Source organism: Clavibacter michiganensis (genome assembly GCF_021216655.1).
GTDB classification, from domain to species: domain Bacteria; phylum Actinomycetota; class Actinomycetes; order Actinomycetales; family Microbacteriaceae; genus Clavibacter; species Clavibacter michiganensis.
The window spans coordinates 972,541-995,845 of sequence record NZ_CP080437.1 but is presented as its reverse complement, the minus strand read 5'-3'; the positions used below and the strand labels follow the sequence as shown (position 1 = coordinate 995,845).

General features: G+C 70.5%; 13 protein-coding genes and 1 tRNA gene. 12 read left to right on the top strand and 2 right to left on the bottom strand.

Going from position 1 to position 23,305, the window contains the following annotated elements:
* Positions 1-91 precede the first annotated feature (91 nt).
* From gltB to pyk, 3 genes are all read left to right on the top strand, one after another.
* Positions 92-4,663 carry a glutamate synthase large subunit gene (gene gltB, locus K0V08_RS04585; RefSeq protein ID WP_079533302.1) on the top strand — a complete coding sequence of 1,524 codons (4,572 nt, stop codon included), beginning with the start codon at positions 92-94 and terminating at the stop codon, positions 4,661-4,663.
* Entirely contained in the window at positions 4,656-6,113 is a 1,458-nt protein-coding gene (locus tag K0V08_RS04580; RefSeq protein ID WP_012038447.1) for a glutamate synthase subunit beta, read from the top strand. Before gltB ends, K0V08_RS04580 begins: the two co-directional genes overlap by 8 nt.
* Positions 6,114-6,199: 86 nt before the next feature.
* Complete coding sequence (gene pyk, locus K0V08_RS04575) at positions 6,200-7,645, top strand: pyruvate kinase (RefSeq protein WP_012038446.1); 1,446 nt, start codon at positions 6,200-6,202, stop codon at positions 7,643-7,645.
* Positions 7,646-7,741: 96 nt separating this feature from the next.
* Here pyk and K0V08_RS04570 read toward each other — a convergent pair.
* Positions 7,742-7,824, bottom strand: a tRNA-Leu gene (locus K0V08_RS04570).
* An 84-nt stretch (positions 7,825-7,908) separates the two neighbouring features.
* Here K0V08_RS04570 and K0V08_RS04565 point away from each other — a divergent pair.
* On the top strand, positions 7,909-8,517 hold the full coding sequence (locus K0V08_RS04565) for an ANTAR domain-containing response regulator (protein WP_012299329.1): 609 nt from the start codon (positions 7,909-7,911) through the stop codon (positions 8,515-8,517).
* A gap of 39 nt (positions 8,518-8,556) precedes the next feature.
* Here K0V08_RS04565 and K0V08_RS04560 read toward each other — a convergent pair whose 3' ends face one another.
* Positions 8,557-8,991, bottom strand: coding sequence for a PaaI family thioesterase (locus tag K0V08_RS04560; RefSeq protein WP_079533300.1), 435 nt, complete (start codon positions 8,989-8,991; stop codon positions 8,557-8,559).
* A gap of 53 nt (positions 8,992-9,044) precedes the next feature.
* On the opposite strand from K0V08_RS04560, the gene polA reads away from it, so the two are divergent.
* The 8 genes from polA to uvrC all read left to right on the top strand — a co-directional run bounded on the left by polA (position 9,045) and on the right by uvrC (position 23,256).
* Entirely contained in the window at positions 9,045-11,729 is a 2,685-nt protein-coding gene (gene polA / locus K0V08_RS04555) for a DNA polymerase I (protein ID WP_012038443.1), read from the top strand.
* 42 nt (positions 11,730-11,771) lie between these two features.
* On the top strand, positions 11,772-12,230 hold the full coding sequence (locus tag K0V08_RS04550; RefSeq protein WP_012038442.1) for a PTS mannitol transporter subunit IIA: 459 nt from the start codon (positions 11,772-11,774) through the stop codon (positions 12,228-12,230).
* Positions 12,227-13,906, top strand: coding sequence for a DUF885 domain-containing protein (locus tag K0V08_RS04545; protein ID WP_079533297.1), 1,680 nt, complete (start codon positions 12,227-12,229; stop codon positions 13,904-13,906). The genes K0V08_RS04550 and K0V08_RS04545 overlap by 4 nt, the downstream gene beginning before the upstream one ends.
* Before the next feature lie 186 nt (positions 13,907-14,092).
* Positions 14,093-15,547: a 30S ribosomal protein S1 gene (gene rpsA / locus K0V08_RS04540; protein ID WP_012038440.1), complete on the top strand. Its 1,455-nt coding sequence runs from the start codon at positions 14,093-14,095 to the stop codon at positions 15,545-15,547.
* Positions 15,548-15,633: 86 nt separating this feature from the next.
* Entirely contained in the window at positions 15,634-16,248 is a 615-nt protein-coding gene (gene coaE, locus K0V08_RS04535; protein ID WP_079533294.1) for a dephospho-CoA kinase, read from the top strand.
* Positions 16,249-16,257: 9 nt separating this feature from the next.
* Complete coding sequence (gene uvrB, locus K0V08_RS04530) at positions 16,258-18,324, top strand: excinuclease ABC subunit UvrB (RefSeq protein ID WP_079533292.1); 2,067 nt, start codon at positions 16,258-16,260, stop codon at positions 18,322-18,324.
* An 82-nt stretch (positions 18,325-18,406) separates the two neighbouring features.
* The gene (gene uvrA / locus K0V08_RS04525; RefSeq protein ID WP_012038437.1) at positions 18,407-21,328 is read left to right on the top strand and encodes an excinuclease ABC subunit UvrA; all 2,922 of its coding nucleotides are present in this window, start codon (positions 18,407-18,409) and stop codon (positions 21,326-21,328) included.
* Complete coding sequence (uvrC, locus tag K0V08_RS04520; RefSeq protein WP_079533291.1) at positions 21,328-23,256, top strand: excinuclease ABC subunit UvrC; 1,929 nt, start codon at positions 21,328-21,330, stop codon at positions 23,254-23,256. Before uvrA ends, uvrC begins: the two co-directional genes overlap by 1 nt.
* The last annotated feature ends 49 nt before the right edge of the window (positions 23,257-23,305 follow it).

The following is a 23,305-nucleotide window of genomic DNA, read 5'->3' as shown; positions in this document are numbered from 1 at the left end:
CCCCGCGGTCACCGCCTCCTCTCCCTCCCGCGAGGCGGTCCCCACCACAGGGCCAGCGACGTCCCTCCGCAGTGCATCTAGGACGGTTCCCATGGCGTTCTCCTCCACCTCCCCTCCCGGCGGCTCCTTCCCCGCGAAGCAGGGCCTCTACGACCCGGCGTTCGAGAAGGACGCGTGCGGCCTGGCCATGGTGGCCACCCTGCGCGGCACCCCCGGTCACGACATCATCGTCAACGCGTTGGACGCGCTCCGGAACCTGGAGCACCGCGGCGCGATCGGATCCGACGCGGGCACCGGCGACGGCGCCGGGATCATGACGCAGATCCCGGACGCGTTCCTCCGCGGCGTCGTCGGCTTCGACCTCCCGCCCATGGGGGAGTACGCGGTCGGCATGGCCTTCCTGCCCACCGACGACGCCGAGCGCGAGGAGCTGCAGTCCGGCATCGAGCGCATCGCCGGCGACGAGCGACTGCGCGTCCTCGGCTGGCGCGAGGTCCCGGTCGACGCGACGCACCTCGGCAACCTGGCGCGCAAGGCCATGCCCGCGTTCCGCCACCTGTTCCTGACCTCCGACGCCGCGCGGCCGGAGGACCGACCGTCGGGGCTCGCCCTCGACCGCCTCGCCTTCCGCCTGCGCAAGCGCGCGGAGCGGGAGTTCGGCGCCTACTTCATCTCGCTGTCCTCGCGCACCCTCGTCTACAAGGGCATGGTCACCACGCTCCAGCTGGAGCCGTTCTACCCCGACCTCTCCGACGAGCGCTTCGCATCCAAGCTCGCCATCGTGCACTCGCGCTACTCCACCAACACGTTCCCGTCGTGGCCCCTCGCGCAGCCGCTGCGCATGATGGCGCACAACGGCGAGATCAACACGGTCGCCGGCAACCGCAACTGGATGCGCGCCCGCCAGTCCCAGCTCGAGTCGGAGCTGCTCGGCGACCTGTCGCCGCTCATGCCGATCGTCACGCCCGGCGCGAGCGACTCCGCGTCGTTCGACGAGGTGCTCGAGCTCCTGAGCCTCAGCGGCCGCAGCCTGCCGCACGCGATGATGATGATGGTCCCGGAGGCGTGGGAGAAGCAGACCGACATCGATCCCGTCCGCCGCGACTTCTACGAGTACCACTCCATGGTCATGGAACCGTGGGACGGCCCGGCCGCGCTCACCTTCACCGACGGCACGCTCGTCGGCGCGACGCTCGACCGCAACGGCCTGCGCCCCGGCCGCTACCTCGTCACGCACGACGGTCTCGTGGTGCTGGGCAGCGAGATCGGCGTGCTCGAGATCGACCCCGCGCGCATCATGCGGAAGGGCCGCCTGCGCCCCGGCAAGATGTTCCTCGTCGACACCGAGGCCGGCCGCATCATCGAGGACGACGAGATCAAGTCCGAGCTGGCGGCCAGCGCGCCGTGGGGCGAGTGGCTCCGGAACCGGATCCACCTCGCCGACCTGCCGGAGCGCGAGCACGTCGTGCACACGCCCGCGTCCGTCGTCCGGCGCCAGCGCACCTTCGGCTACACGGAGGAGGAGGTGCGGATGCTCCTCATGCCCATGGCGAAGGTCGGCGCGGAGCCCCTCGGCGCCATGGGCTCGGACACGCCCATCGCCGTCCTCTCGCAGCGCCCGCGCCTGCTGTTCGACTACTTCACGCAACAGTTCGCGCAGGTCACCAACCCGCCGCTCGACTCCATCCGCGAGGAGGTCGTCACCAGCCTCCGCCTCGGCCTCGGGCCGCAGCGCAACCTCCTCGACGCCGGCCCCGAGCACACGAAGCAGGTCGTGCTCGACTTCCCGGTCATCGACAACGACGAGCTCGCCAAGGTCATCCACATCGACCACCGCCCGGGCAGCCGCACGACGACCATCGTGAGCGGCCTCTACCGCGTCGACGACGGGCCGCTCGCCATGCAGAGGCGCATCGACGCCATGTGCGACGAGGTCGACCGCGCTATCGCGCACGGCGCGCAGTTCATCGTGCTGTCGGACCGCGACTCCAACCGCGACCTCGCGCCCATCCCGTCGCTCCTCATGATCGCGGCCGTGCACCACCACCTCATCCGCAAGCAGACCCGCATGAAGGTCGGCATCGTCGTCGAGGCCGGCGACGTGCGCGAGGTGCACCACATCGCGCTGCTCATCGGCTACGGCGCCTCGGCGGTCAACCCGTACCTGGCGATGGAGTCCTGCGAGGACCTCGTCCGCAGCGGCATGCTCACGGGCGTGACGCCGGAGAAGGCCACGCGGAACCTCATCAAGGGCCTCGGCAAGGGCGTGCTGAAGATCATGTCCAAGATGGGCATCTCCACGGTGTCCTCGTACGCGGGCGCGCAGTGCTTCGAGGCCGTCGGCCTCTCGCAGGGGCTGGTGGACCAGTACTTCTCGGGCACCACCACGCGCCTCGGTGGCGTCGGGATCGACGTCATAGCGGCCGAGAACGCCGCGCGCCACCGCAGCGCCTACCCGACGGACGGCGCCGTGCTCTCGCACGAGCGCCTGCAGACGGGCGGCGAGTACCAGTGGCGCCGCGACGGGTCCCCGCACCTGTTCAACCCGGACACGATCTTCCGGCTGCAGCACGCGACGCGCACGCGGCGGTACGACATCTTCCGCGAGTACACGTCCATGGTCGACGCGCAGTCGAAGGACCTGATGACGCTGCGCGGCATGTTCCAGCTGCGCACGGGCACGCGACCGCCGGTGCCGCTCGACGAGGTCGAGCCCATCAGCGACATCGTGAAGCGCTTCTCCACGGGCGCGATGAGCTACGGATCGATCTCCGAGGAGGCGCACGAGACGCTCGCCATCGCGATGAACCGCCTCGGAGCCAAGTCGAACACCGGCGAGGGCGGCGAGAACGTCGAGCGCCTGCTCGACCCCGAGCGCCGCAGCTCCATCAAGCAGGTCGCGTCCGGGCGCTTCGGCGTCACGAGCATGTACCTCACGCACGCCGACGACATCCAGATCAAGCTCGCGCAGGGTGCCAAGCCCGGCGAGGGCGGGCAGCTGCCGCCCGGCAAGGTCTACCCGTGGGTGGCGCGCACGCGGCACGCGACCGCGGGCGTCGGCCTGATCTCCCCGCCGCCGCACCACGACATCTACTCGATCGAGGACCTCAAGCAGCTGATCTTCGACCTCAAGCGCGCGAACCCGAGCGCCCGGATCCACACGAAGCTCGTCAGCCAGTCGGGCATCGGCGCAGTGGCAGCCGGCGTCGCGAAGGCGCTGAGCGACGTGATCCTCGTCTCGGGCCACGACGGCGGCACGGGAGCGAGCCCGGTCAACTCCCTCAAGCACGCCGGCACGCCGTGGGAGCTCGGCCTCGCCGAGACGCAGCAGACCCTCCGCCTCAACGGCATGCGCGACCGCGTGGTCGTGCAGGTCGACGGGCAGATGAAGTCCGGCCGCGACGTCATCGTCGGCGCGCTGCTCGGGGCCGAGGAGTTCGGCTTCGCCACCGCGCCGCTCGTCGTCTCCGGCTGCATCATGATGCGCGTCTGCCACCTCGACACCTGCCCCGTGGGCGTCGCCACGCAGAACCCGGAGCTGCGCAAGCGCTTCCCGGGCAAGGCGGAGCACGTCGTCAACTTCTTCGAGTTCATCGCGCAGGAGGTGCGCGAGCACCTGGCCGCCCTCGGCTACCGCTCGCTCGACGAGATCGTGGGTCGCAACGACCTGCTCGGCGTCGAGGACGCGGTCGACCACTGGAAGGCGTCCGGCCTCGACCTCACGCCGATCCTGGTCGGCCCGACCTTCGCCGAGGACGAGCCGATGAAGCACGGCCGGTCGCAGGACCACGAGCTCGAGGCCCACTTCGACAACGAGCTCATCCGCCTCAGCCGGGACGTGCTCGACCACGGCGGCCGGGTCGAGATCGACCTGCCCGTGCGGAACACGGCGCGCGCGGTGGGCACGATGCTCGGCCACCTCGTCACGAAGGCGCACGGCGAGGACGGGCTGCCGACGGGGTCCATCGACGTCACCCTCCGCGGGTCCGCCGGACAGTCGTTCGGGGCGTTCATGCCGTCGGGCATCACGCTGCGCCTCGTCGGCGACAGCAACGACTACCTCGGCAAGGGCCTCTCGGGCGGCGACATCGTCGTGCGGCCCGACGCGCGTGCCGGCTTCCCCGCGGAGGAGAACGTCATCGCGGGCAACGTCATCGGCTACGGCGCGACGCAGGGCACCATGTTCATCCGCGGCATGGTGGGGGAGCGGTTCCTCGTCCGCAACTCCGGCGCCAGCGCGGTCGTCGAGGCGGTGGGCGACCACGCGCTCGAGTACATGACCGGCGGGCTCGCGCTCGTCCTCGGCGGCACCGGCCGGAACATCGGCGCCGGCATGTCGGGCGGCACCGCGTACGTGATCGACCTCGACCGCGACCGCATCAACACCGACGCCCTCGCGTCGGGCGAGCTCGAGCTGCACCCGCTCGGGAGCGCCGACGTCGAGATCGTGCTCGACCTCCTCCGCCGGCACCTCGCCGAGACCGGATCCACCGTGGCCGAGCGCCTGCTCGCCGAGCCGGAGACCTCCATGGAACGCTTCACCAAGATCCTGCCGCGGGACTACGCGGCCGTCCTCGCCACCCGCCAGACCGCGGTGGACGAGGGTCTCGACCCCGACGGCGACGTCGCCTGGAAGCGCATCCTGGAGGTGACCGGTGGCTGACCCCAAGGGCTTCCTCAAGGTGACGGAGCGTGAGCTCCCCAAGCGCCGACCCGTCTCGGTGCGGCTCATGGACTGGAAGGAGGTCTACGAGCAGCAGGAGCGCGGCGAGCTCGTGCGCCAGGCCGGCCGGTGCATGGACTGCGGCATCCCGTTCTGCCACCAGGGCTGCCCGCTCGGCAACCTCATCCCGGAGTGGAACGACCTCACGTGGCGGGGCGAGGGCCGCCAGGCCATCGAGCGCCTGCACGCGACGAACAACTTCCCCGAGTTCACGGGCCGGCTGTGCCCGGCGCCCTGCGAGAGCTCGTGCGTGCTCGGCATCAACCAGCCGCCCGTGACCATCAAGCAGGTCGAGGTGTCGATCATCGACGACGCCTTCCAGAACGGCTGGGTCGAGCCGCATCCGCCCGAGCGCCTCACGGGCAAGACCGTGGCGGTCGTGGGATCCGGTCCCGCCGGCCTCGCCGCCGCGCAGCAGCTCACGCGCGCCGGCCACACGGTCGCGGTGTTCGAGCGCGACGACCGCATCGGCGGCCTGCTGCGCTACGGGATCCCCGACTTCAAGATGGAGAAGCGCCACCTCGAGGCGCGCCTCGCGCAGATGACCGCCGAGGGCACCCGCTTCCGCGCGGGCGTCGACATCGGGAAGGACATCACCTGGTCCGACCTGCGCCTGCGCTACGACGCGGTCGTGGTCTGCACGGGCGCGCTCGTGCCCCGCGACCTCGACATCCCCGGTCGCGACGTCGACGGCGTGCACTTCGCCATGGACTACCTGCGCCAGTCGAACCACGCGACGGCCGGCGACCAGGTGCCCGAGCAGATCCACGCGGAGGGCAAGCACGTCGTCGTCCTCGGCGGCGGGGACACGGGCGCGGACTGCATCGGCACGGCGCACCGCCAGAAGGCCGCGTCGGTGACCAACCTCGCCATCGGCCAGCAGCCCCCGTCGGAGCGCCGCCCCGACCAGCCGTGGCCGACGTACCCGACCCTCTTCGAGGTGTCGAGCGCCCACGAGGAGGGCGGCGAGCGCCAGTACCTCGCCACCACGGTCGAGTTCCTGGAGGACGACGACGGTCACGTCCGCGCCGTCCGCGTCGCGGAGACCGAGTTCCGCGACGGCCGCCGCGTGCCGAAGTCGGGCACCGAGCGCGAGATCCCCGCCGACCTGGTGCTCCTCGCGCTCGGCTTCACCGGCCCCGAGAAGGCCGCCCTCGAGAGCCAGCTGGAGGTCCCCTTCGACGAGCGCGGCAACGTCGCGCGCGGCGAGGACTACCAGACGGACCAGGCCGGCGTCTTCGTCGCGGGCGACGCGGGCCGCGGCCAGTCGCTCATCGTGTGGGCCATCGCGGAGGGACGTTCAGCGGCCTCCGCCGTCGACCGGTACCTTGAGGGGGACACGGAGCTCCCGTTCCCGGTCCGTCCCACGGACCGCGCTCTCTCCATCTGACCCGGTCGTCGCGCCATGTGCGCGGGCCGCGACCACTCACCCGAACCGCGTCCGTGTGCGACGCAGAAACGCGAGACAGACAGAGCATGACCAGACGAGCGAAGATCGTCGCGACCCTCGGGCCCGCGACCAGCTCCTATGAGAGCATCCGCGCCATCATCGACGCCGGCGTGGACGTGGCCCGCATGAACCTGAGCCACGGCACCTACGACGTCCACGAGGGCATCTACTCCACGATCCGGAAGGCCGCCGACGACGCGGGCCGCGCGGTCGCGGTCCTCGTCGACCTGCAGGGCCCGAAGATCCGGCTCGGCAAGTTCTCGGACGGCCCGCACGACCTGGCCTTCGGCGACACCTTCGTCATCACGGTCGAGGACATCCTCGGCACGAAGGACATCTGCTCCACCACGTACAAGGGCCTCCCCGGCGACGTGAAGCCGGGCGACCCGTTGCTCATCGACGACGGCAAGGTCACGCTCCGCGTGGTCTCCACCGACGGCACGCGCGTCACGACCACGGTCGAGGTGGGCGGCGCCGTCAGCAACAACAAGGGCATCAACCTCCCGGGCGTCGCGGTCAACGTCCCCGCGCTCTCCGGCAAGGACGAGGCGGACCTCCGCTGGGGCCTCCGCCTGGGCGCCGATCTCATCGCGCTGAGCTTCGTCCGAGACGCCTCGGACATCGTCCGCGTGCACGAGATCATGGACGAGGAGGGACGTCGCGTCCCCGTCGTCGCCAAGGTCGAGAAGCCGCAGGCCGTCGACGCGCTCGAGGAGATCGTCGACGCGTTCGACGCGATCATGGTCGCCCGCGGCGACCTGGGCGTCGAGCTCCCGCTGGAGGCCGTGCCCATCGTGCAGAAGCGCGCGGTCGAGCTCGCCCGCCGCAAGGCCAAGCCCGTCATCGTGGCCACGCAGATGCTCGAGTCCATGATCACGAGTCCCCGGCCCACTCGCGCCGAGGCCTCCGACTGCGCCAACGCGGTGCTCGACGGCGCGGACGCGCTCATGCTGAGCGGCGAGACGAGCGTGGGCGAGTTCCCCGTCGTCACGGTCAAGACCATGGCCCGCATCATCGAGTCGACCGAGGAGCACGGGCTGGAGCGCATCCCCAAGCTCGGCACGCGCCCCTTCACGCAGGGCGGCGCCATCACGCTCGCGGCCGCCGAGGTCGCCGAGTTCGTCGAGGCGAAGTTCCTCTGCGTCTTCACCGAGTCGGGCGACTCCGTGCGTCGCATGACGCGCCTGCGCAACGGGATCCCGATCCTGGCCTTCACGCCGAACGAGGGCATCCGCCGTCGCCTCGCGCTGTCGTGGGGCGTGCAGACCTACCTCGTGGATCCGGTCACGCACACCGACCAGATGTTCCACCAGGTCGACGAGGTGCTGCTCGCGGAGGGCCTGGCGGAGGTCGGCCAGAAGGTCGTCGTCATCGCCGGATCCCCTCCCGGGATCGCGGGCTCGACCAACGAGCTGCGCGTCCACGTGGTCGGCGACGCCGTGAACGAGGCCGCTCCCGCGTACGAGAAGTAGCGCGCGGACGCGGGGGCCCCTGCCCCCGCGGAGACGCGAGAGGGCGGGCGACCTGCGTGGTCGCCCGCCCTCTCGCGTCTCCCTCGCGGGCTGCGGTGCCGGATGTGGGACTCGAACCCACACGCCCTCACGGACAGAGCATTTTGAGTGCTCCGCGTCTGCCATTCCGCCAATCCGGCGCACCCCGGCGGACCCGGGATCTGGCGGGCACCCGCCGTCCCGGCGCGCACCGGCCCGCCCGACGATACCGTAGGCTCCTATCCGTGAGTGACCAGGAAGCAACCCCCGCAGCCCCCCGCCGTGTCGTCGTCGCCGAGGACGAGTCGCTCATCCGCCTCGACATCGTGGAGACCCTCCGCGACAACGGCTTCGAGGTCGTGGGCGAGGCTGGTGACGGCGAGACCGCCGTCGCGCTCGCCACGGAGCTGCGTCCCGACCTCGTCATCATGGACGTCAAGATGCCCCAGCTCGACGGCATCTCCGCGGCCGAGCGGCTGAACCGCAACCACATCGCGCCCGTCGTCCTCCTGACGGCCTTCAGCCAGAAGGAGCTCGTGGAGCGCGCGGGCGAGGCCGGCGCGCTGGCCTACGTCGTCAAGCCGTTCACGCCGAACGACCTGCTCCCCGCGATCGAGATCGCGCTGGCGCGCTACGCGCAGATCATCACGCTCGAGGCCGAGGTCTCCGACCTCGTCGAGCGCTTCGAGACCCGCAAGCTCGTCGACCGGGCCAAGGGCCTGCTGAACGAGAAGATGGGCCTCACGGAGCCCGAGGCGTTCCGCTGGATCCAGAAGGCGTCCATGGACCGCCGCCTCACCATGCACGACGTGGCGCAGGCCATCATCGAGCAGCTGAGCGCCAAGAAGGCGTAGCCGCCGCCGCGCATGTCGCGCGGATCGGCGCCGCCGCGATCAGCGCCCCGAGCGCTCGCGGATGATGTTCGTGATGCGCACGGTCGAGAGCCGTCGTCCCTCGTCGTCCGTCATGACGATCTCGTGCGTCGTGAGCGTGCCGCCGAGGTGGATCGCCGTGCACGTGCCGGTGATGGTGCCCGACGACGCGGAGCGGGTGTGGCTCGCGTTGAGCTCGATGCCGAAGGCGACGCGGTCGGGGCCGGCGTGCACGTTCGCGGACATGGATCCGAGCGACTCGGCGAGCACGACGTACGCGCCGCCGTGCACCACGCCGTATGGCTGGGTGTTCCCCTCCGCGGGCATGGTGGCGACGGATCTCTGGGGGCTCAGCTCCTGGAAGACGATGCCCATCTTCTCGGCGAGCGCGCCCACGTCCTGGGGCTGGCGGAGGAGCCGCGCGGTGGCGGACGGCTCGGGTGCGGGCTGGGTCATGGGGGATCCTCCAGGGCCGGTCGGACGTCGGGAGCCCTCTATAGGCTGGACCCGTGCCGAACACGGAAAAGCCTACCCTCCTCGTCATCGACGGCCATTCCCTGGCGTTCCGGGCCTTCTACGCCCTGCCTGCGGAGAGCTTCCAGAACCGCGAGGGGCAGCACACGAACGCCGTGCACGGCTTCATCGCGATGCTCATCAACCTCCTGCAGAAGGAGAAGCCCACGCACGTGGGCGTCGCGTTCGACATCTCGCGCTTCTCGTTCCGCACGCGCGAGTACCCGGAGTACAAGGGCACGCGCGGCGAGACGCCCGTGGAGTTCACCGGGCAGGTGCCGCTGCTCGAGCGGGCGCTGAAGACCATGAACATCCCCACCCTCACCAAGGAGGACCACGAGGCGGACGACATCCTCGCGACCCTCGCCACGCAGGGTCGCGAGCAGGGCTTCCGCGTGCTCGTCGTCTCGGGCGACCGCGACGCCATCCAGCTCGTCAACGACGACGTCACGCTGCTCTACCCGTCCACCCAGGGCGTCTCCCAGCTCACGCGCTACGACGCGGAGAAGGTGTTCGAGAAGTACGGCGTGCAGCCCGAGATGTACCCGGACATCGCGGCGCTCGTGGGGGAGACGAGCGACAACCTCATCGGCGTCGACAAGGTCGGCCCGAAGACCGCGGTCAAGTGGCTCAACCAGTACGGCTCCCTCGACGCGGTCCTCGAGCACCGGGACGAGATCTCGGGCAAGGTCGGCGACAACCTCCGCGCCCAGTACGAGAACGTCATCCGCAACCGCCGCCTCAACCGGCTGCTCACCGACGTCGAGCTGCCGCTCGGGCCCAAGGACCTCGAGCGGAAGCCCATCGACGAGCCCGCGCTCCGCGAGGTGTTCCAGGTGCTGGAGTTCAAGCAGCTGCTGGATCGGGTGCTGAAGCTCGAGGGATCCGGCGCCTCCGCGTCGAGCGAGGGCACGCCCGTCGGCGCGGTCGAGCAGGAGCCCTCCACGGCTCCCGCCGCCCCGCGGCCGCAGCAGCTGCTCGACGAGGAGCTCGCGAAGTGGATCGAGAGGCAGGGCGCCGCGTCGCCCCATGGCCTCGGTCTCACCGTCGAGACGCAGGACGGGAGGCCCGTGGGCTTCGGCCTCGCGAGCGCGACCGAGGCCGTGACCCTGCCGTGGCAGGAGGGCCGCGCCGACTACGCGCCGTTCGAGCGGTGGCTGGCGAGCGACGCGCCGAAGATCATGTCGGACGCCAAGCTGCAGGTGAAGGCCATGCGCCGCGCCGGCCTCGAGGTCCAGGGGCTCGCGTTCGACGTGCTCGTCGCGGGCTGGCTGCTTCGTCCCGGGTTCACCGACAAGACGCTCGCCGCGCTCGTGAGCCGCTACCTCATGGAGGACCTGCCCGAGCCCGACGCCAACCAGCTCGTGCCCGAGACCGAGGCGCTCACGGCGCCGGTCGAGGCCTGGTACACGCTCCGGGTCGAGCACGCGCTGCGCGAGGTGCTCGACGAGCGCACGCTCGGCGTCATGGTCGACATCGAGATGCCGACGCTCCTCGTGCTGGTCGAGATGGAGCTCCGCGGCGTCGCGACCGACCGCGCCGGCCTCGCCGAGCTGTCGGCGCAGCTGCAGGAGCGCATCACCGACCTCGCGCAGCGCGCGTTCGCGGAGATCGGCAAGGAGATCAACCTCGGCTCGCCGAAGCAGCTGCAGGAGGTCCTCTTCGACCAGCTCGGCATGCCGAAGACGCGCGCCAACAAGACCGGCTTCTCGACCGACGCCGGCGCGCTGGCCGACCTGCAGGCGTCGAACCCGCACCCGTTCCTCGACCTGCTCCTCGAGCACCGCGACGCGAGCAAGCTGCGGCAGATCATCCAGACGCTCGAGCGCGGCATCGGCGACGACGAGCGGATCCACACCACCTACGTGCAGACCGGCACCACGACCGGCCGCATCTCCTCGAACGACCCGAACCTGCAGAACATCCCGGTGCGCACGGAGGAGGGCCGCCGCATCCGCAGCGCCATCCGCGTCGGCGAGGGCTACGAGACCCTGCTCACCGCCGACTACTCGCAGATCGAGATGCGGATCATGGCGCACCTCTCCGGCGACGCGGGCCTCATCGAGGCCTTCGCGGCGGGGGAGGACCTGCACCGCTTCGTCGGATCCCGCATCTTCGGGGTGGAGCCGGCTGACGTCAGCGCCGAGATGCGCACCAAGGTCAAGGCCATGAGCTACGGCCTCGCCTACGGGTTGAGCGCGTTCGGGCTGTCCAAGCAGCTGCGCATCCCGTCGTCCGAGGCGAAGCAGCTCATGACCGACTACTTCGCGCGGTTCGGGGCCGTGCGCGACTACCTCCGCCAGGTCGTGGAGGAGGCGCGCGCCGCCGGGTACACGGAGACGATCTTCGGCCGACGCCGCCCGTTCCCCGACCTCAACAGCCCGAACCGCGTACTCCGGGACAACGCCGAGCGGGCTGCCCTCAACGCGCCCATCCAGGGGTCGGCGGCCGACATCATGAAGATCGCGATGATCCGCATCGAGGCCGACATGCGCGAGCGCGACATGGCGTCGCGCATGCTGCTGCAGGTGCACGACGAGCTCATCCTCGAGGTCGCAGCGGGGGAGTGGGACGCGCTCGAGGCCATCGTCACCGACCGCATGGCGCACGCGGCGGACCTCCGGGTGCCGCTCGAGGTGCAGGTGGGCCGCGGCGACTCGTGGGCCGCTGCCGCGCACTGACCGCGGATCCCCTCCATCCACCCAGCACGAGGAGCACAGCGCATGACGACAGCACGACTCTCCGACCTCCTCGCGGACGGCGCGATCCGCCTCGACGCGCACGCCGACGACCGCGAGTCCGCCATCCGCCAGGCGGGCGACGCGCTCGTCGCGGCAGGTGCTGTCGAGCCCGGCTACGTCGAGGCCATGGTCGAGCGCGAGCGCTCCGTGTCCACCTTCGTGGGCGAGGGCGTCGCGGTGCCGCACGGCACGCTCGCCGCGGGCCGCGACCTCGTGCGGGCCGACGCGATCAGCCTCCTCCGCCTGCCCGACGGCGTCGACTGGGACGGCCACGACGTCCGCATCGTCATCGGCATCGCGGCGACCGGAGGCGGGCACATCGCCCTGCTGTCGCGCCTCGCGGAGATCCTGCTCGACCCCGTGCGCGCGGAGCAGCTGCGCGGCGCGACGGATCCGGCGACCGTCCGGTCCCTGCTGGGAGCCGCTACGGTCGAGGGATGACGACGACGCCGAAGGCCCCCCGACCGCAGACGGACATCGACCGGATCGCCGAGGGGTGGATCGACGCCTCGCTCGACCTGCACCCCGAGGAGCGCGTCTACCTCGGCCGCCCCGGACGCGAGGGCGAGTACGGCGACACGTCGCCCGCGGGCCACGCGGCTCACGCCGACGCGGCTCGCGCGGTCGTCCGGCAGCTCGCGCAGGCCACGCCCGTCGACGCGATCGACGAGGTCACCCGCATGGACCTCACCCGGGAGCTGGAGCTCGACGTCGAGATGCACGACGCCGGCGTGCACCTCTCCGACCTCAACGTGATCGCGTCGCCCGCGCAGGGCATCCGCGAGGTGTTCGACATCTCGCCCACCGCCACCGCGGACGACTGGGAGCGCATCGCGACGCGGCTCGGCAACGTCGCCGGCGCGGTCGACGGCTACGTCGAGACCCTGCGGGAGGGCGTCCGCCGCGGGCAGGTGCCGGCGAAGCGACAGATCCGCGAGGTGCTCGGCCAGGTCGAGCGCCAGGCAGCGCCCGACGGGTTCTTCCGATCCTTCGCCGAGGACGCGCGACCGGACTCCGGCGAGCTGCCCGCGTCCCTCCGCCAGGACCTCGGGGCGCGCGCCGAGGAGGCCCGGTCCGCGTACGAGCGCCTGGCGTCGTTCCTCGGCTCCGAGCTCGAGCCCGCGGGCCGCGACGCCGACGCCGTGGGCCGCGAGCAGTACGCGCTGCGGTCGCGCTCGTTCCTCGGCGCCGAGGTCGACCTCGACGAGACCTACGAGTGGGGCGTGGGCGAGCTCGCCCGCATGGTGGAGGAGCAGGAGGCCATCGCCCGCGAGATCCTCCCCGGCGCGAGCGTGCTCGAGGCCATCGCGCACCTCGACGGCGACGCGTCGCGCAAGCTCCACGGCACGGACGCCCTCCGCGCGTGGATGCAGGAGACGAGCGACCGCGCGGTGGAGGAGCTCGGCCGCACGCACTTCGACATCCCCCAGGAGATCCGCGCGCTCGAGTGCATGATCGCCCCCACGCAGGAGGGCGGCATCTACTACTCCGGCCCCGCCGACGACTTCAGCCGCCCCGGCCGCATGTGGTGGTCGGTGCCCGAGGGCGTCACGGAGTTCGACACCTGGCGCGAGCTGACGACCGTCTACCACGAGGGCGTCCCCGGCCACCACCTGCAGATCGCGCAGGCCACCTACAACAAGACGGAGCTCAACACCTGGCGGCGCTTCGCCGGCACGTCGGGCCACGCGGAGGGCTGGGCCCTCTACGCCGAGCGCCTGATGCAGGAGCTGGGCTACCTCGACGACCCGGCCGACCGGCTCGGGATGCTCGACGGCCAGCGGATGCGCGCCGCCCGCGTGGTGCTCGACATCGGCGTCCACCTCGGCAAGACGCGCCCCGACGGCGAGGGCGTCTGGGACGCCGACTTCGCGTTCGACTTCATGGGCCGGAACGTCAACATGGATCCGTCCTTCGTGCGCTTCGAGGTCAACCGCTACCTCGGCTGGCCCGGCCAGGCCCCCTCCTACAAGGTCGGCCAGCGCATCTGGGAGGACCTCCGCGACGAGACCCGCAGGCGCGAGGGCGACGCGTTCGACATCCGCGCGTTCCACCGCCGCGCGCTCGACGTGGGCGGCGTCGGCCTCGACACGCTGCGGGCTGCCGTCCTCCGCTGACCGCGCGCGGGGCGGTCGACCGGCGCAGGGCCGCCGTCCCGCGCGGCGCGGTTGTCCCGCCTCCGCGGCCGGGTCTAAGATCGACTGTCGCACTTCTGCGACGACCCATCCGTCCGCCGCTCGACCGGTACCCGCGCGGGTCCGCGCCAGCGGCCTTATTCATGCCCATCCTGGAGCACTAACTACATGACAATCGCAACGACCGACAAGGCGCCCAAGCAGGTCGCGATCAACGACATCGGATCTGCTGAGGACTTCCTCGCCGCGGTCGAGAAGACACTGAAGTTCTTCAACGACGGAGACCTCATCGAGGGCACCGTCGTGAAGATCGATCGGGACGAGGTCCTGATCGACGTCGGCTACAAGACCGAGGGCGTCATCCCCTCGCGTGAGCTGTCGATCAAGCACGACGTCGACCCCACGGAGGTCGTCAAGGTCGGCGACACCGTCGAGGCCCTCGTCCTCCAGAAGGAGGACAAGGAGGGCCGTCTGATCCTGTCCAAGAAGCGCGCGCAGTACGAGCGTGCGTGGGGCGACGTGGAGAAGATCAAGGAGTCCGACGGCGTCGTCACCGGCACCGTCATCGAGGTCGTCAAGGGCGGCCTCATCGTGGACATCGGCCTCCGCGGCTTCCTCCCGGCCTCGCTCATCGAGCTGCGCCGCGTCCGCGACCTCACGCCGTACCTCGGCCAGGAGATCGAGGCGAAGATCCTCGAGCTCGACAAGAACCGCAACAACGTGGTCCTGTCGCGCCGTGCGCTCCTCGAGCAGACGCAGTCCGAGAGCCGCAGCACGTTCCTCAACAACCTCCAGAAGGGCCAGGTCCGCAAGGGCGTGGTCTCCTCGATCGTCAACTTCGGTGCGTTCGTGGACCTGGGCGGCGTCGACGGCCTCGTGCACGTCTCCGAGCTCAGCTGGAAGCACATCGAGCACGCCAGCGAGGTCGTCGAGGTGGGCCAGGAGGTGACCGTCGAGATCCTCGAGGTCGACCTGGACCGCGAGCGCGTCTCGCTGTCGCTCAAGGCGACGCAGGAGGACCCGTGGCAGGTCTTCGCCCGCACGCACGCCATCGGCCAGGTCGCGCCCGGCAAGGTCACCAAGCTGGTGCCGTTCGGTGCGTTCGTCCGCGTGGCCGAGGGCATCGAGGGCCTCGTGCACATCTCGGAGCTCTCCGGCAAGCACGTCGAGCTCGCCGAGCAGGTCGTGTCCGTCGGCGACGAGGTGTTCGTCAAGGTCATCGACATCGACCTCGAGCGTCGCCGCATCTCGCTGAGCCTCAAGCAGGCCAACGACGGCGTCGACCCCGAGGGCACCGAGTTCGACCCCGCCCTTTACGGCATGCTCACCGAGTACGACGACCAGGGGAACTACAAGTACCCCGAGGGCTTCGACCCGGAGACCAACGAGTGGAAGGAAGGCTTCGAGTCGCAGCGCGAGACCTGGGAGCAGCAGTACGCCGCAGCCCAGGCCCGCTGGGAGGCCCACAAGAAGCAGGTCGCGGCAGCAGCCGAGGCCGAGGCGGCCGACACGGGCATCACGTCCGCCGGCCCCGGCTTCACGAGCGACTCGACGGGCGCCGGCACGCTGGCGGACGACGAGAGCCTCGCCGCCCTGCGCGAGAAGCTGTCCAGCTCGAAGTAGCACCACCGCACGATCACGAGGCCGCTCTCCCTCCGGGGAGGGCGGCCTCCGTCGTCCGCGGCGGACCGCGCGCCTAGGCTGGATCCATGCAGGTGATCGGACTGACGGGCGGCATCGCCGCGGGCAAGACGGTGGTGGCCGACCGACTGGCGGAGCTCGGGGCCGTGCGCATCGACGCCGACCGGCTCGCCCGCGAGGTCGTGGAACCCGGCACGCCGGCCCTCGCGGAGATCGCCCGGCGCTTCGGCCCCGGCGTGATCTCCGCTGACGGCTCCCTCGACCGGCCCGCGCTCGGCGCGGTCGTGTTCCAGGACCCGGACGCGCGACGCGACCTCGAGGCCATCACGCACCCCGCGGTGCGCGCGCTGTCCGCCGCGCGCATGGCCGCGGCGGCGGAGGCGGACGCCGACGCGGTCGTCGTCTACGACATCCCGCTCCTCGTGGAGTCCGGCCGCGTCGACGAGTTCGACCGGATCGTCGTGGTCCACGCGCCGCGCGAGGAGCGGATCCGCCGCCTCGTCGAGCTCCGCGGGATGTCGGTCGAGGAGGCCGAGCGACGCATCGCGTCGCAGGCCACCGACGAGGAGCGCCTCGCCGTCGCCGACGAGGTCATCGACTCCGGCATCTCGCTGGCGTCGACGCTCGCGAAGACGGATCGGCTCTGGGCGAACCTGTCCGACGGTGTCGGTGGCCGCTCGTAGGCTGATCACATGCAGCCCACCCGTTCCGTGCGCCCGTTCAAGGTCGTCAGCGACTACTCCCCGAGCGGCGACCAGCCCACGGCCATCGCGGAGCTGGCGGGCCGGGTCAACGCCGGCGAGCCCGACGTCGTGCTCCTCGGCGCCACCGGCACGGGCAAGTCGGCCACGGCCGCCTGGCTCATCGAGAAGGTCCAGCGGCCCACGCTGATCCTCGCCCACAACAAGACGCTGGCTGCCCAGCTCGCCACCGAGTTCCGCGAGCTCATGCCGGACAACGCGGTCGAGTACTTCGTCTCGTACTACGACTACTACCAGCCCGAGGCCTACGTCCCGCAGACGGACACATTCATCGAGAAGGACTCGTCGGTCAACGCCGAGGTCGAGCGCCTCCGCCACTCCACGACGAACTCGCTGCTCAGCCGCCGCGACGTCGTCGTGGTGAGCACGGTGTCGTGCATCTACGGCCTCGGCCAGCCCGAGCAGTACATGAACGCGATGGTGGCGCTCCAGGTCGGGATGCAGATCAACCGCGACACGCTCATCCGCAAGTTCGTCTCCATGCAGTACCAGCGCAACGACGTCGACTTCTCGCGCGGCAACTTCCGCGTGCGCGGCGACACCATCGAGATCATCCCGATGTACGAGGAGCTGGCCATCCGCATCGAGATGTTCGGCGACGAGATCGAGGCGCTGTACCAGCTGCACCCGCTCACGGGTGACGTGGTCCGCAAGATGGACTCCGTGTCCGTGTTCCCGGGCTCGCACTACGTGGCGGAGACCGAGGTCATGCAGCGGGCCATCGGCACCATCCAGCAGGAGCTCGAGGAGCGCCTGACGGTCTTGGAGCGCGAGGGGAAGCTGCTCGAGGCCCAGCGGCTGCGCATGCGCACCAACTTCGACATCGAGATGATGCAGCAGATCGGCTTCTGCTCCGGCATCGAGAACTACTCCCGCCACATCGACGGGCGCGACGCGGGGGAGGCCCCGCACTGCCTGCTCGACTACTTCCCGGACGACTTCCTGGTCGTCATCGACGAGTCGCACGTCACCGTGCCGCAGATCGGCGCCATGTTCGAGGGCGACTCGTCGCGCAAGCGCACGCTCGTCGAGCACGGCTTCCGGCTGCCCAGCGCGCTCGACAACCGGCCGCTGAAGTGGAACGAGTTCACGGAGCGCGTGCCGCAGACCGTGTACATGTCGGCGACGCCCGGCAAGTACGAGCTCGGCATGGGCGACGGCGTGGTGGAGCAGATCATCCGACCCACCGGCCTCATCGACCCGGCCATCGTCGTCAAGCCCACGAAGGGCCAGATCGACGACCTGCTGGAGCAGATCCGCATCCGCGTGGAGAAGGACGAGCGCATCCTCGTCACCACGCTCACGAAGAAGATGGCGGAGGAGCTCACCGACTACTTCGCCGAGGCCGGGGTGCGCGTGCGCTACCTGCACTCGGACGTCGACACGCTGCGGCGCGTGGAGCTGCTGAGCGAGCTGCGGGCCGGCGTCTACGACGTGCTCGTCGGCATCAACCTCCTGCGCGAGGGGCTCGACCTGCCCGAGGTGTCGCTCGTCGCGATCCTCGACGCCGACAAGGAGGGCTTCCTCCGGTCGTCCACCTCGCTCATCCAGACCATCGGCCGCGCAGCGCGCAACGTGTCCGGCGAGGTGCACATGTACGCCGACGTGCTGACGGACAGCATGAAGCGCGCCATCGAGGAGACCGACCGCCGCCGCGAGAAGCAGGTCGCCTACAACACCGAGCACGGCATCGACCCCACGCCGCTGCGGAAGCGCATCGCCGACATCACCGAGATCCTGGCGCGCGAGGGCGAGGACACGAAGAAGATGCTCGAGGGGCGCGGCGGCGGCAAGCGCTCGCCCACCCCGAACCTCCGACGCGAGGGCAAGGCGGCCGCGGGGGCCAACGAGCTGGAGACGATCATCTCCGACCTCAACGACCAGATGCTCCAGGCGGCGGGCGAGCTCAAGTTCGAGCTGGCCGCACGGCTGCGCGATGAGCTGGGCGACCTGAAGCGCGAGCTCCGGCAGATGGAGAAGGCCGGCCACCTGTCCTGATGACGAGGGGCGCGCGGCGGACGCCCGTCGGTCGCGCGCCCGGGCCGCGGTCGCTGTCGGTGGCGACGCATACGATGGACAGGTGTCAATCTCCCCCGTCGAGTCCTCCTCCCTCCTCAGCGTGCGCGGCGCCCGCGTCCACAACCTCCGCGACGTCGACCTCGACATCCCGCGCGACTCGCTCGTCGTCTTCACGGGCCTGTCGGGGTCCGGCAAGTCGTCGCTCGCGTTCGACACGATCTTCGCCGAGGGCCAGCGCCGCTACGTCGAGTCGCTGTCCGCGTACGCGCGCCAGTTCCTCGGCCAGGTCGACCGGCCGGACGTCGACTTCATCGAGGGCCTGAGCCCCGCGGTCTCCATCGACCAGAAGTCGACGAACCGCAACCCGCGCTCCACGGTGGGCACCATCACCGAGATCTTCGACTACATGCGCCTGCTCTGGGCGCGCATCGGCGTCGCGCACTGCCCCGTGTGCGGCGAGCGCATCTCCCGACAGACCGTGCAGCAGATCGCCGACCAGCTCATGGAGCTCGAGACCGGCACCAGGTACCAGGTCGTCAGCCCCATCGTGTCGCAGAAGAAGGGCGAGTTCGTCGACCTGTTCGCGGAGCTCGCCTCCGGCGGCTACTCCCGCGCCATCGTCGACGGCGAGCTCATCCAGCTCAGCTCGCCGCCCAAGCTCAAGAAGCAGTACAAGCACGACATCTCGGTCGTGGTCGACCGCCTGGTCGCGAGCGACGACATCCTCGGGCGCCTGACGGACTCGCTCGAGACCGCGCTCCGGCTCACCGACGGCATCGTGATGATCGACTTCGTCGACGTCGACGGCCCCGGAGGCCTGCGGACGTACTCCGAGAAGCTGTCCTGCCCGAACAACCACCCCATCCAGCTCACCGAGATCGAGCCGCGCACCTTCTCGTTCAACGCGCCCTTCGGCGCATGCCCCGAGTGCTCGGGTCTCGGCACGCGCATGTCGGTGGACCAGGAGCTGCTCATCGGCGACGAGTCCCTGAGCATCGCCGACGGCGTCATCCTCCCGTGGACCACGCAGGGCAAGGGCCTCTTCCAGTACTACGAGAAGCTGCTGGCGGGCCTCGCGCGCGACCTCAAGTTCTCGCTCACCACGCCATGGCGGAAGCTGTCCGAGGAGGTCCGCGAGGCGGTCCTCCGGGGCAACGACTTCGAGGTCCAGGTCAAGTGGAAGAACCGCTACGGCCGCGAGATGACCTACTCGTCCGGCTTCGAGGGCGTCATGCCCTACATCGAGCGCCAGTTCGCGCAGGCGGAGACCGACAACCAGCGTGCGCGCTGGGGCGAGTACCTCCGCGAGATCCCCTGCCCGGTCTGCGACGGCAAGCGGCTGAAGCCCGAGGTCCTCGCGGTGCTCGTGCACGGCGCGAACATCGCCGACGTCGCCGAGATGAGCCTCTCGGACGCGCAGGAGTTCATGGCGCAGCTCGAGCTGACCGACCGCGAGGCGCACATCGCCGCGCAGGTGCTGCGGGAGATCCGCGTGCGGCTCGAGTTCCTCATCGAGGTCGGCCTGAACTACCTCAACCTCGCGCGGGCGGCGGCCTCGCTCTCCGGCGGCGAGGCGCAGCGCATCCGCCTGGCGACGCAGATCGGCTCGGGGCTCACGGGGGTGCTCTACGTGCTGGACGAGCCGTCCATCGGCCTGCATCAGCGCGACAACCGGCGCCTCATCGAGACGCTGGTCAAGCTGCGCGACCTCGGCAACACGCTCATCGTCGTCGAGCACGACGAGGACACCATCCGCACCGCCGACTGGATCGTCGACATCGGTCCCGGCGCGGGCGTCAACGGCGGCAAGGTCGTGCACTCGGGCTCCTATGAGGGCCTCATCGAGAACCGCGAGTCGCTCACGGGCGACTACCTCGCCGGCCGCCGCGCCATCGCGACGCCCGTGAAGCGCCGGAAGATCGACAAGAAGCGGCAGATCCAGGTCGTCGGCGCGCGCGCCAACAACCTGCAGAACGTGACCGCGACGTTCCCGCTCGGCACGCTCACGGCCGTCACGGGCGTCAGCGGGTCCGGCAAGTCCTCGCTCGTCAACGACATCCTCTACCGCGTGCTCGCCAACGAGCTCAACGGCGCCCGCAAGGTCCCGGGCAAGCACTCCCGCGTCACGGGGCTCGAGAACCTCGACAAGGTCGTGCACGTCGACCAGAACCCCATCGGCCGCACCCCGCGCTCGAACCCGGCCACCTACACGGGCGTGTTCGACCGGATCCGCAACCTGTTCGCCGAGACGACCGAGGCCAAGGCCCGCGGGTACCTCCCCGGCCGCTTCAGCTTCAACGTCAAGGGCGGGCGCTGCGAGGCGTGCTCGGGCGACGGCACGATCAAGATCGAGATGAACTTCCTGCCCGACGTGTACGTGGCGTGCGAGGTATGCGGGGGAGCGCGGTACAACCGCGACACCCTCAGCGTCCACTACAAGGGCAAGAGCATCGCCGAGGTGCTCGACATGTCCATCAGCGAGGCCGCGGAGTTCTTCGAGCCGATCCAGGCCATCCACCGCTTCATGAAGACGCTGGTCGACGTGGGCCTCGGCTACGTGCGGCTCGGCCAGAGCGCCACGACGCTCTCCGGCGGCGAGGCGCAGCGCGTCAAGCTGTCCACCGAGCTGCAGCGCCGGTCGAACGGCCGGAGCATCTACGTGCTCGACGAACCGACCACCGGGCTCCACTTCGAGGACGTGCGGAAGCTGCTCCTGGTGCTGAACGGGCTGGTCGACAAGGGCAACACCGTCATCGTCATCGAGCACAACCTCGACGTCATCAAGTCCGCCGACTGGCTCATCGACATGGGCCCGGAGGGCGGCGCGGGCGGCGGCACGGTGCTCGCCACCGGCACGCCCGAGCACCTGGCCACCGTGCCGGAGAGCTACACGGGCGGCTTCCTCAAGGAGGTCCTCGACGCCGAGGCCGAGGCCTCCGCGGTCGCGTCCCAGCGCGCGCGCGAGGAGCGCGCGGCCGGCTGATGGCCCGCACCGACACCGTCGGCTACCGCCCGGCTGCGGGGGAGATCCCCACGTCGCCGGGCGTGTACCGCTTCCGCGACGCCGCGGACCGCGTGCTCTACGTGGGAAAGGCGAACAACCTCCGCGCCCGGCTCGCCAACTACTTCGCACCCCTGGAGAGCCTGCACGAGCGCACGCGTCGGATGGTCACGTCGGCGGCCGGCGTCGAGTGGACCGTCGTCGGCAGCGAGTTCGAGGCGCTGCAGCTCGAGTTCACGTGGATCAAGGAGTTCGACCCGCCGTTCAACGTCAAGTTCCGGGACGACAAGTCGTACCCCTACCTGGCCGTGACGCTCGGCGAGGACTATCCACGGGTCATGGTCACGCGCAACCGCAAGATCCGCGGCGCCAAGTACTTCGGTCCCTACACCAAGGTCTGGGCCATCCGCGAGACGGTAGACCACCTGCTGAAGGTGTTCCCGATGCGGTCCTGCTCCGAGAGCACGTTCAAGCGCGCCCGCCAGACGAACCGCCCGTGCCTGCTCGGCGACATCGGCCGCTGCGCCGCCCCGTGCGTCGGCCGCGTCTCCGACGAGGAGCACCGCGAGATCGCGGACGACTTCGTGAGCTTCATGGCGGGCAACGACTCGAAGTACGTGGGCCAGCTCACGCAGCGCATGAAGGACGCCGCGGCGGAGATGGACTACGAGGCGGCCGCACGGCACCGCGATGACATCGGCGCGCTCGAGGCCGCCCTCTCCAAGACCGCCGTCGTGTTCGACGACCGGGTCGACGCCGACGTCTTCGGCATCGCGGCGGACGAGCTCGCCGCGGCCGTGCAGCAGTTCATGGTCCGCGGCGGACGCATCCGGGGGACGCGCACCTGGGTCGTCGACAAGGAGCTCGACATCGGCATCGGCGAGCTCGTCGAGACCGTGCTCCACAACGCCTACGAGGACGAGGCGCACCCACCGCGCGAGGTCCTCGTCCCCGAGCTGCCGGCCGACGCCGCCGAGCTCGAGCTCTGGCTCAGCCAGCGGCGCGCCGCGGGGGAGGACGACGGCACCGTGCGCCGCGGCCGGCCGAGCTCCTGGCAGGTCGACCTCCGCGTCGCCCAGCGCGGCGACAAGGCCGCGCTCGCGCACACCGCCGCCACGAACGCGCAGAACGCGCTCATGCTCTACAAGACGCGCCGCAGCTCCGACTTCACCACGCGCTCGAAGGCCCTCGCCGACATACAAGAGGCGCTGGGCATGCCCGACGCCCCGTTGCGGATGGAGTGCTACGACGTCTCGCACCTCAGCGGCACCAACATCGTCGCGTCCATGGTCGTGTTCGAGGACGGCCTGCCGCGCAAGGACCAGTACCGCCGCTTCAACATCGCCGACTCCACGGACGACACCGAGTCGATCCACCAGGTCATCACGCGTCGGCTCGCGTACCTCGGCAAGGAGGCGGAGGTGCCGGCGGATGCGGCGCCGCCCGAGCTCGGCGAGGCGCCGCCGGTCAACAAGTTCTCGTACAGCCCCAACCTGCTCATCGTCGACGGCGGCCAGCCGCAGGTGGCCGCGGCGCAGCGGGCGCTCGAGGAGTCGGGGGTGACGGGGATCCAGCTCGCCGGCATCGCCAAGCGCCTCGAGGAGATCTGGCTGCCGGACTCCGACTACCCGATCATCCTGCCGCGCAACAGCGACGCGCTCTTCCTCATCCAGCGCATCCGCGACGAGGCCCATCGGTTCGCCATCACGCACCAGCGGGCCCGCCGGAAGCGCGACATCACGTCGGTGCTCAACGAGATCCCGGGGCTCGGGCCGTCGCGCGTGCAGCGGCTGCTGCAGCAGTTCGGGTCCGTGGCGAAGCTCAAGCAGGCGGAGGTCGAGGAGATCGCGGCCGTCCGCACCATCGGGCCGACGCTCGCGCGGGCCGTCTACGAGCGGCTCCGTTCGTGACCACCGCCAGGTGGCGTGTCGCGGGTCGCGCCTAGACTGGATCCACCGA

Bases quoted from the DNA above. Each gene is read 5' to 3' on its own strand.
- gltB (WP_079533302.1), top strand. From the start codon at position 92: ATGGCGTTCTCCTCCACCTCCCCTCCCGGCGGCTCCTTCCCCGCGAAG.
- uvrC (WP_079533291.1), top strand. From the start codon at position 21,328: ATGGCCCGCACCGACACCGTCGGCTACCGCCCGGCTGCGGGGGAGATC.
- K0V08_RS04550 (WP_012038442.1), top strand. From the start codon at position 11,772: ATGACGACAGCACGACTCTCCGACCTCCTCGCGGACGGCGCGATCCGC.
- coaE (WP_079533294.1), top strand. From the start codon at position 15,634: ATGCAGGTGATCGGACTGACGGGCGGCATCGCCGCGGGCAAGACGGTG.
- K0V08_RS04545 (WP_079533297.1), top strand. From the start codon at position 12,227: ATGACGACGACGCCGAAGGCCCCCCGACCGCAGACGGACATCGACCGG.
- pyk (WP_012038446.1), top strand. From the start codon at position 6,200: ATGACCAGACGAGCGAAGATCGTCGCGACCCTCGGGCCCGCGACCAGC.
- uvrB (WP_079533292.1), top strand. From the start codon at position 16,258: ATGCAGCCCACCCGTTCCGTGCGCCCGTTCAAGGTCGTCAGCGACTAC.
- rpsA (WP_012038440.1), top strand. From the start codon at position 14,093: ATGACAATCGCAACGACCGACAAGGCGCCCAAGCAGGTCGCGATCAAC.
- K0V08_RS04560 (WP_079533300.1), bottom strand. From the start codon at position 8,991: ATGACCCAGCCCGCACCCGAGCCGTCCGCCACCGCGCGGCTCCTCCGC.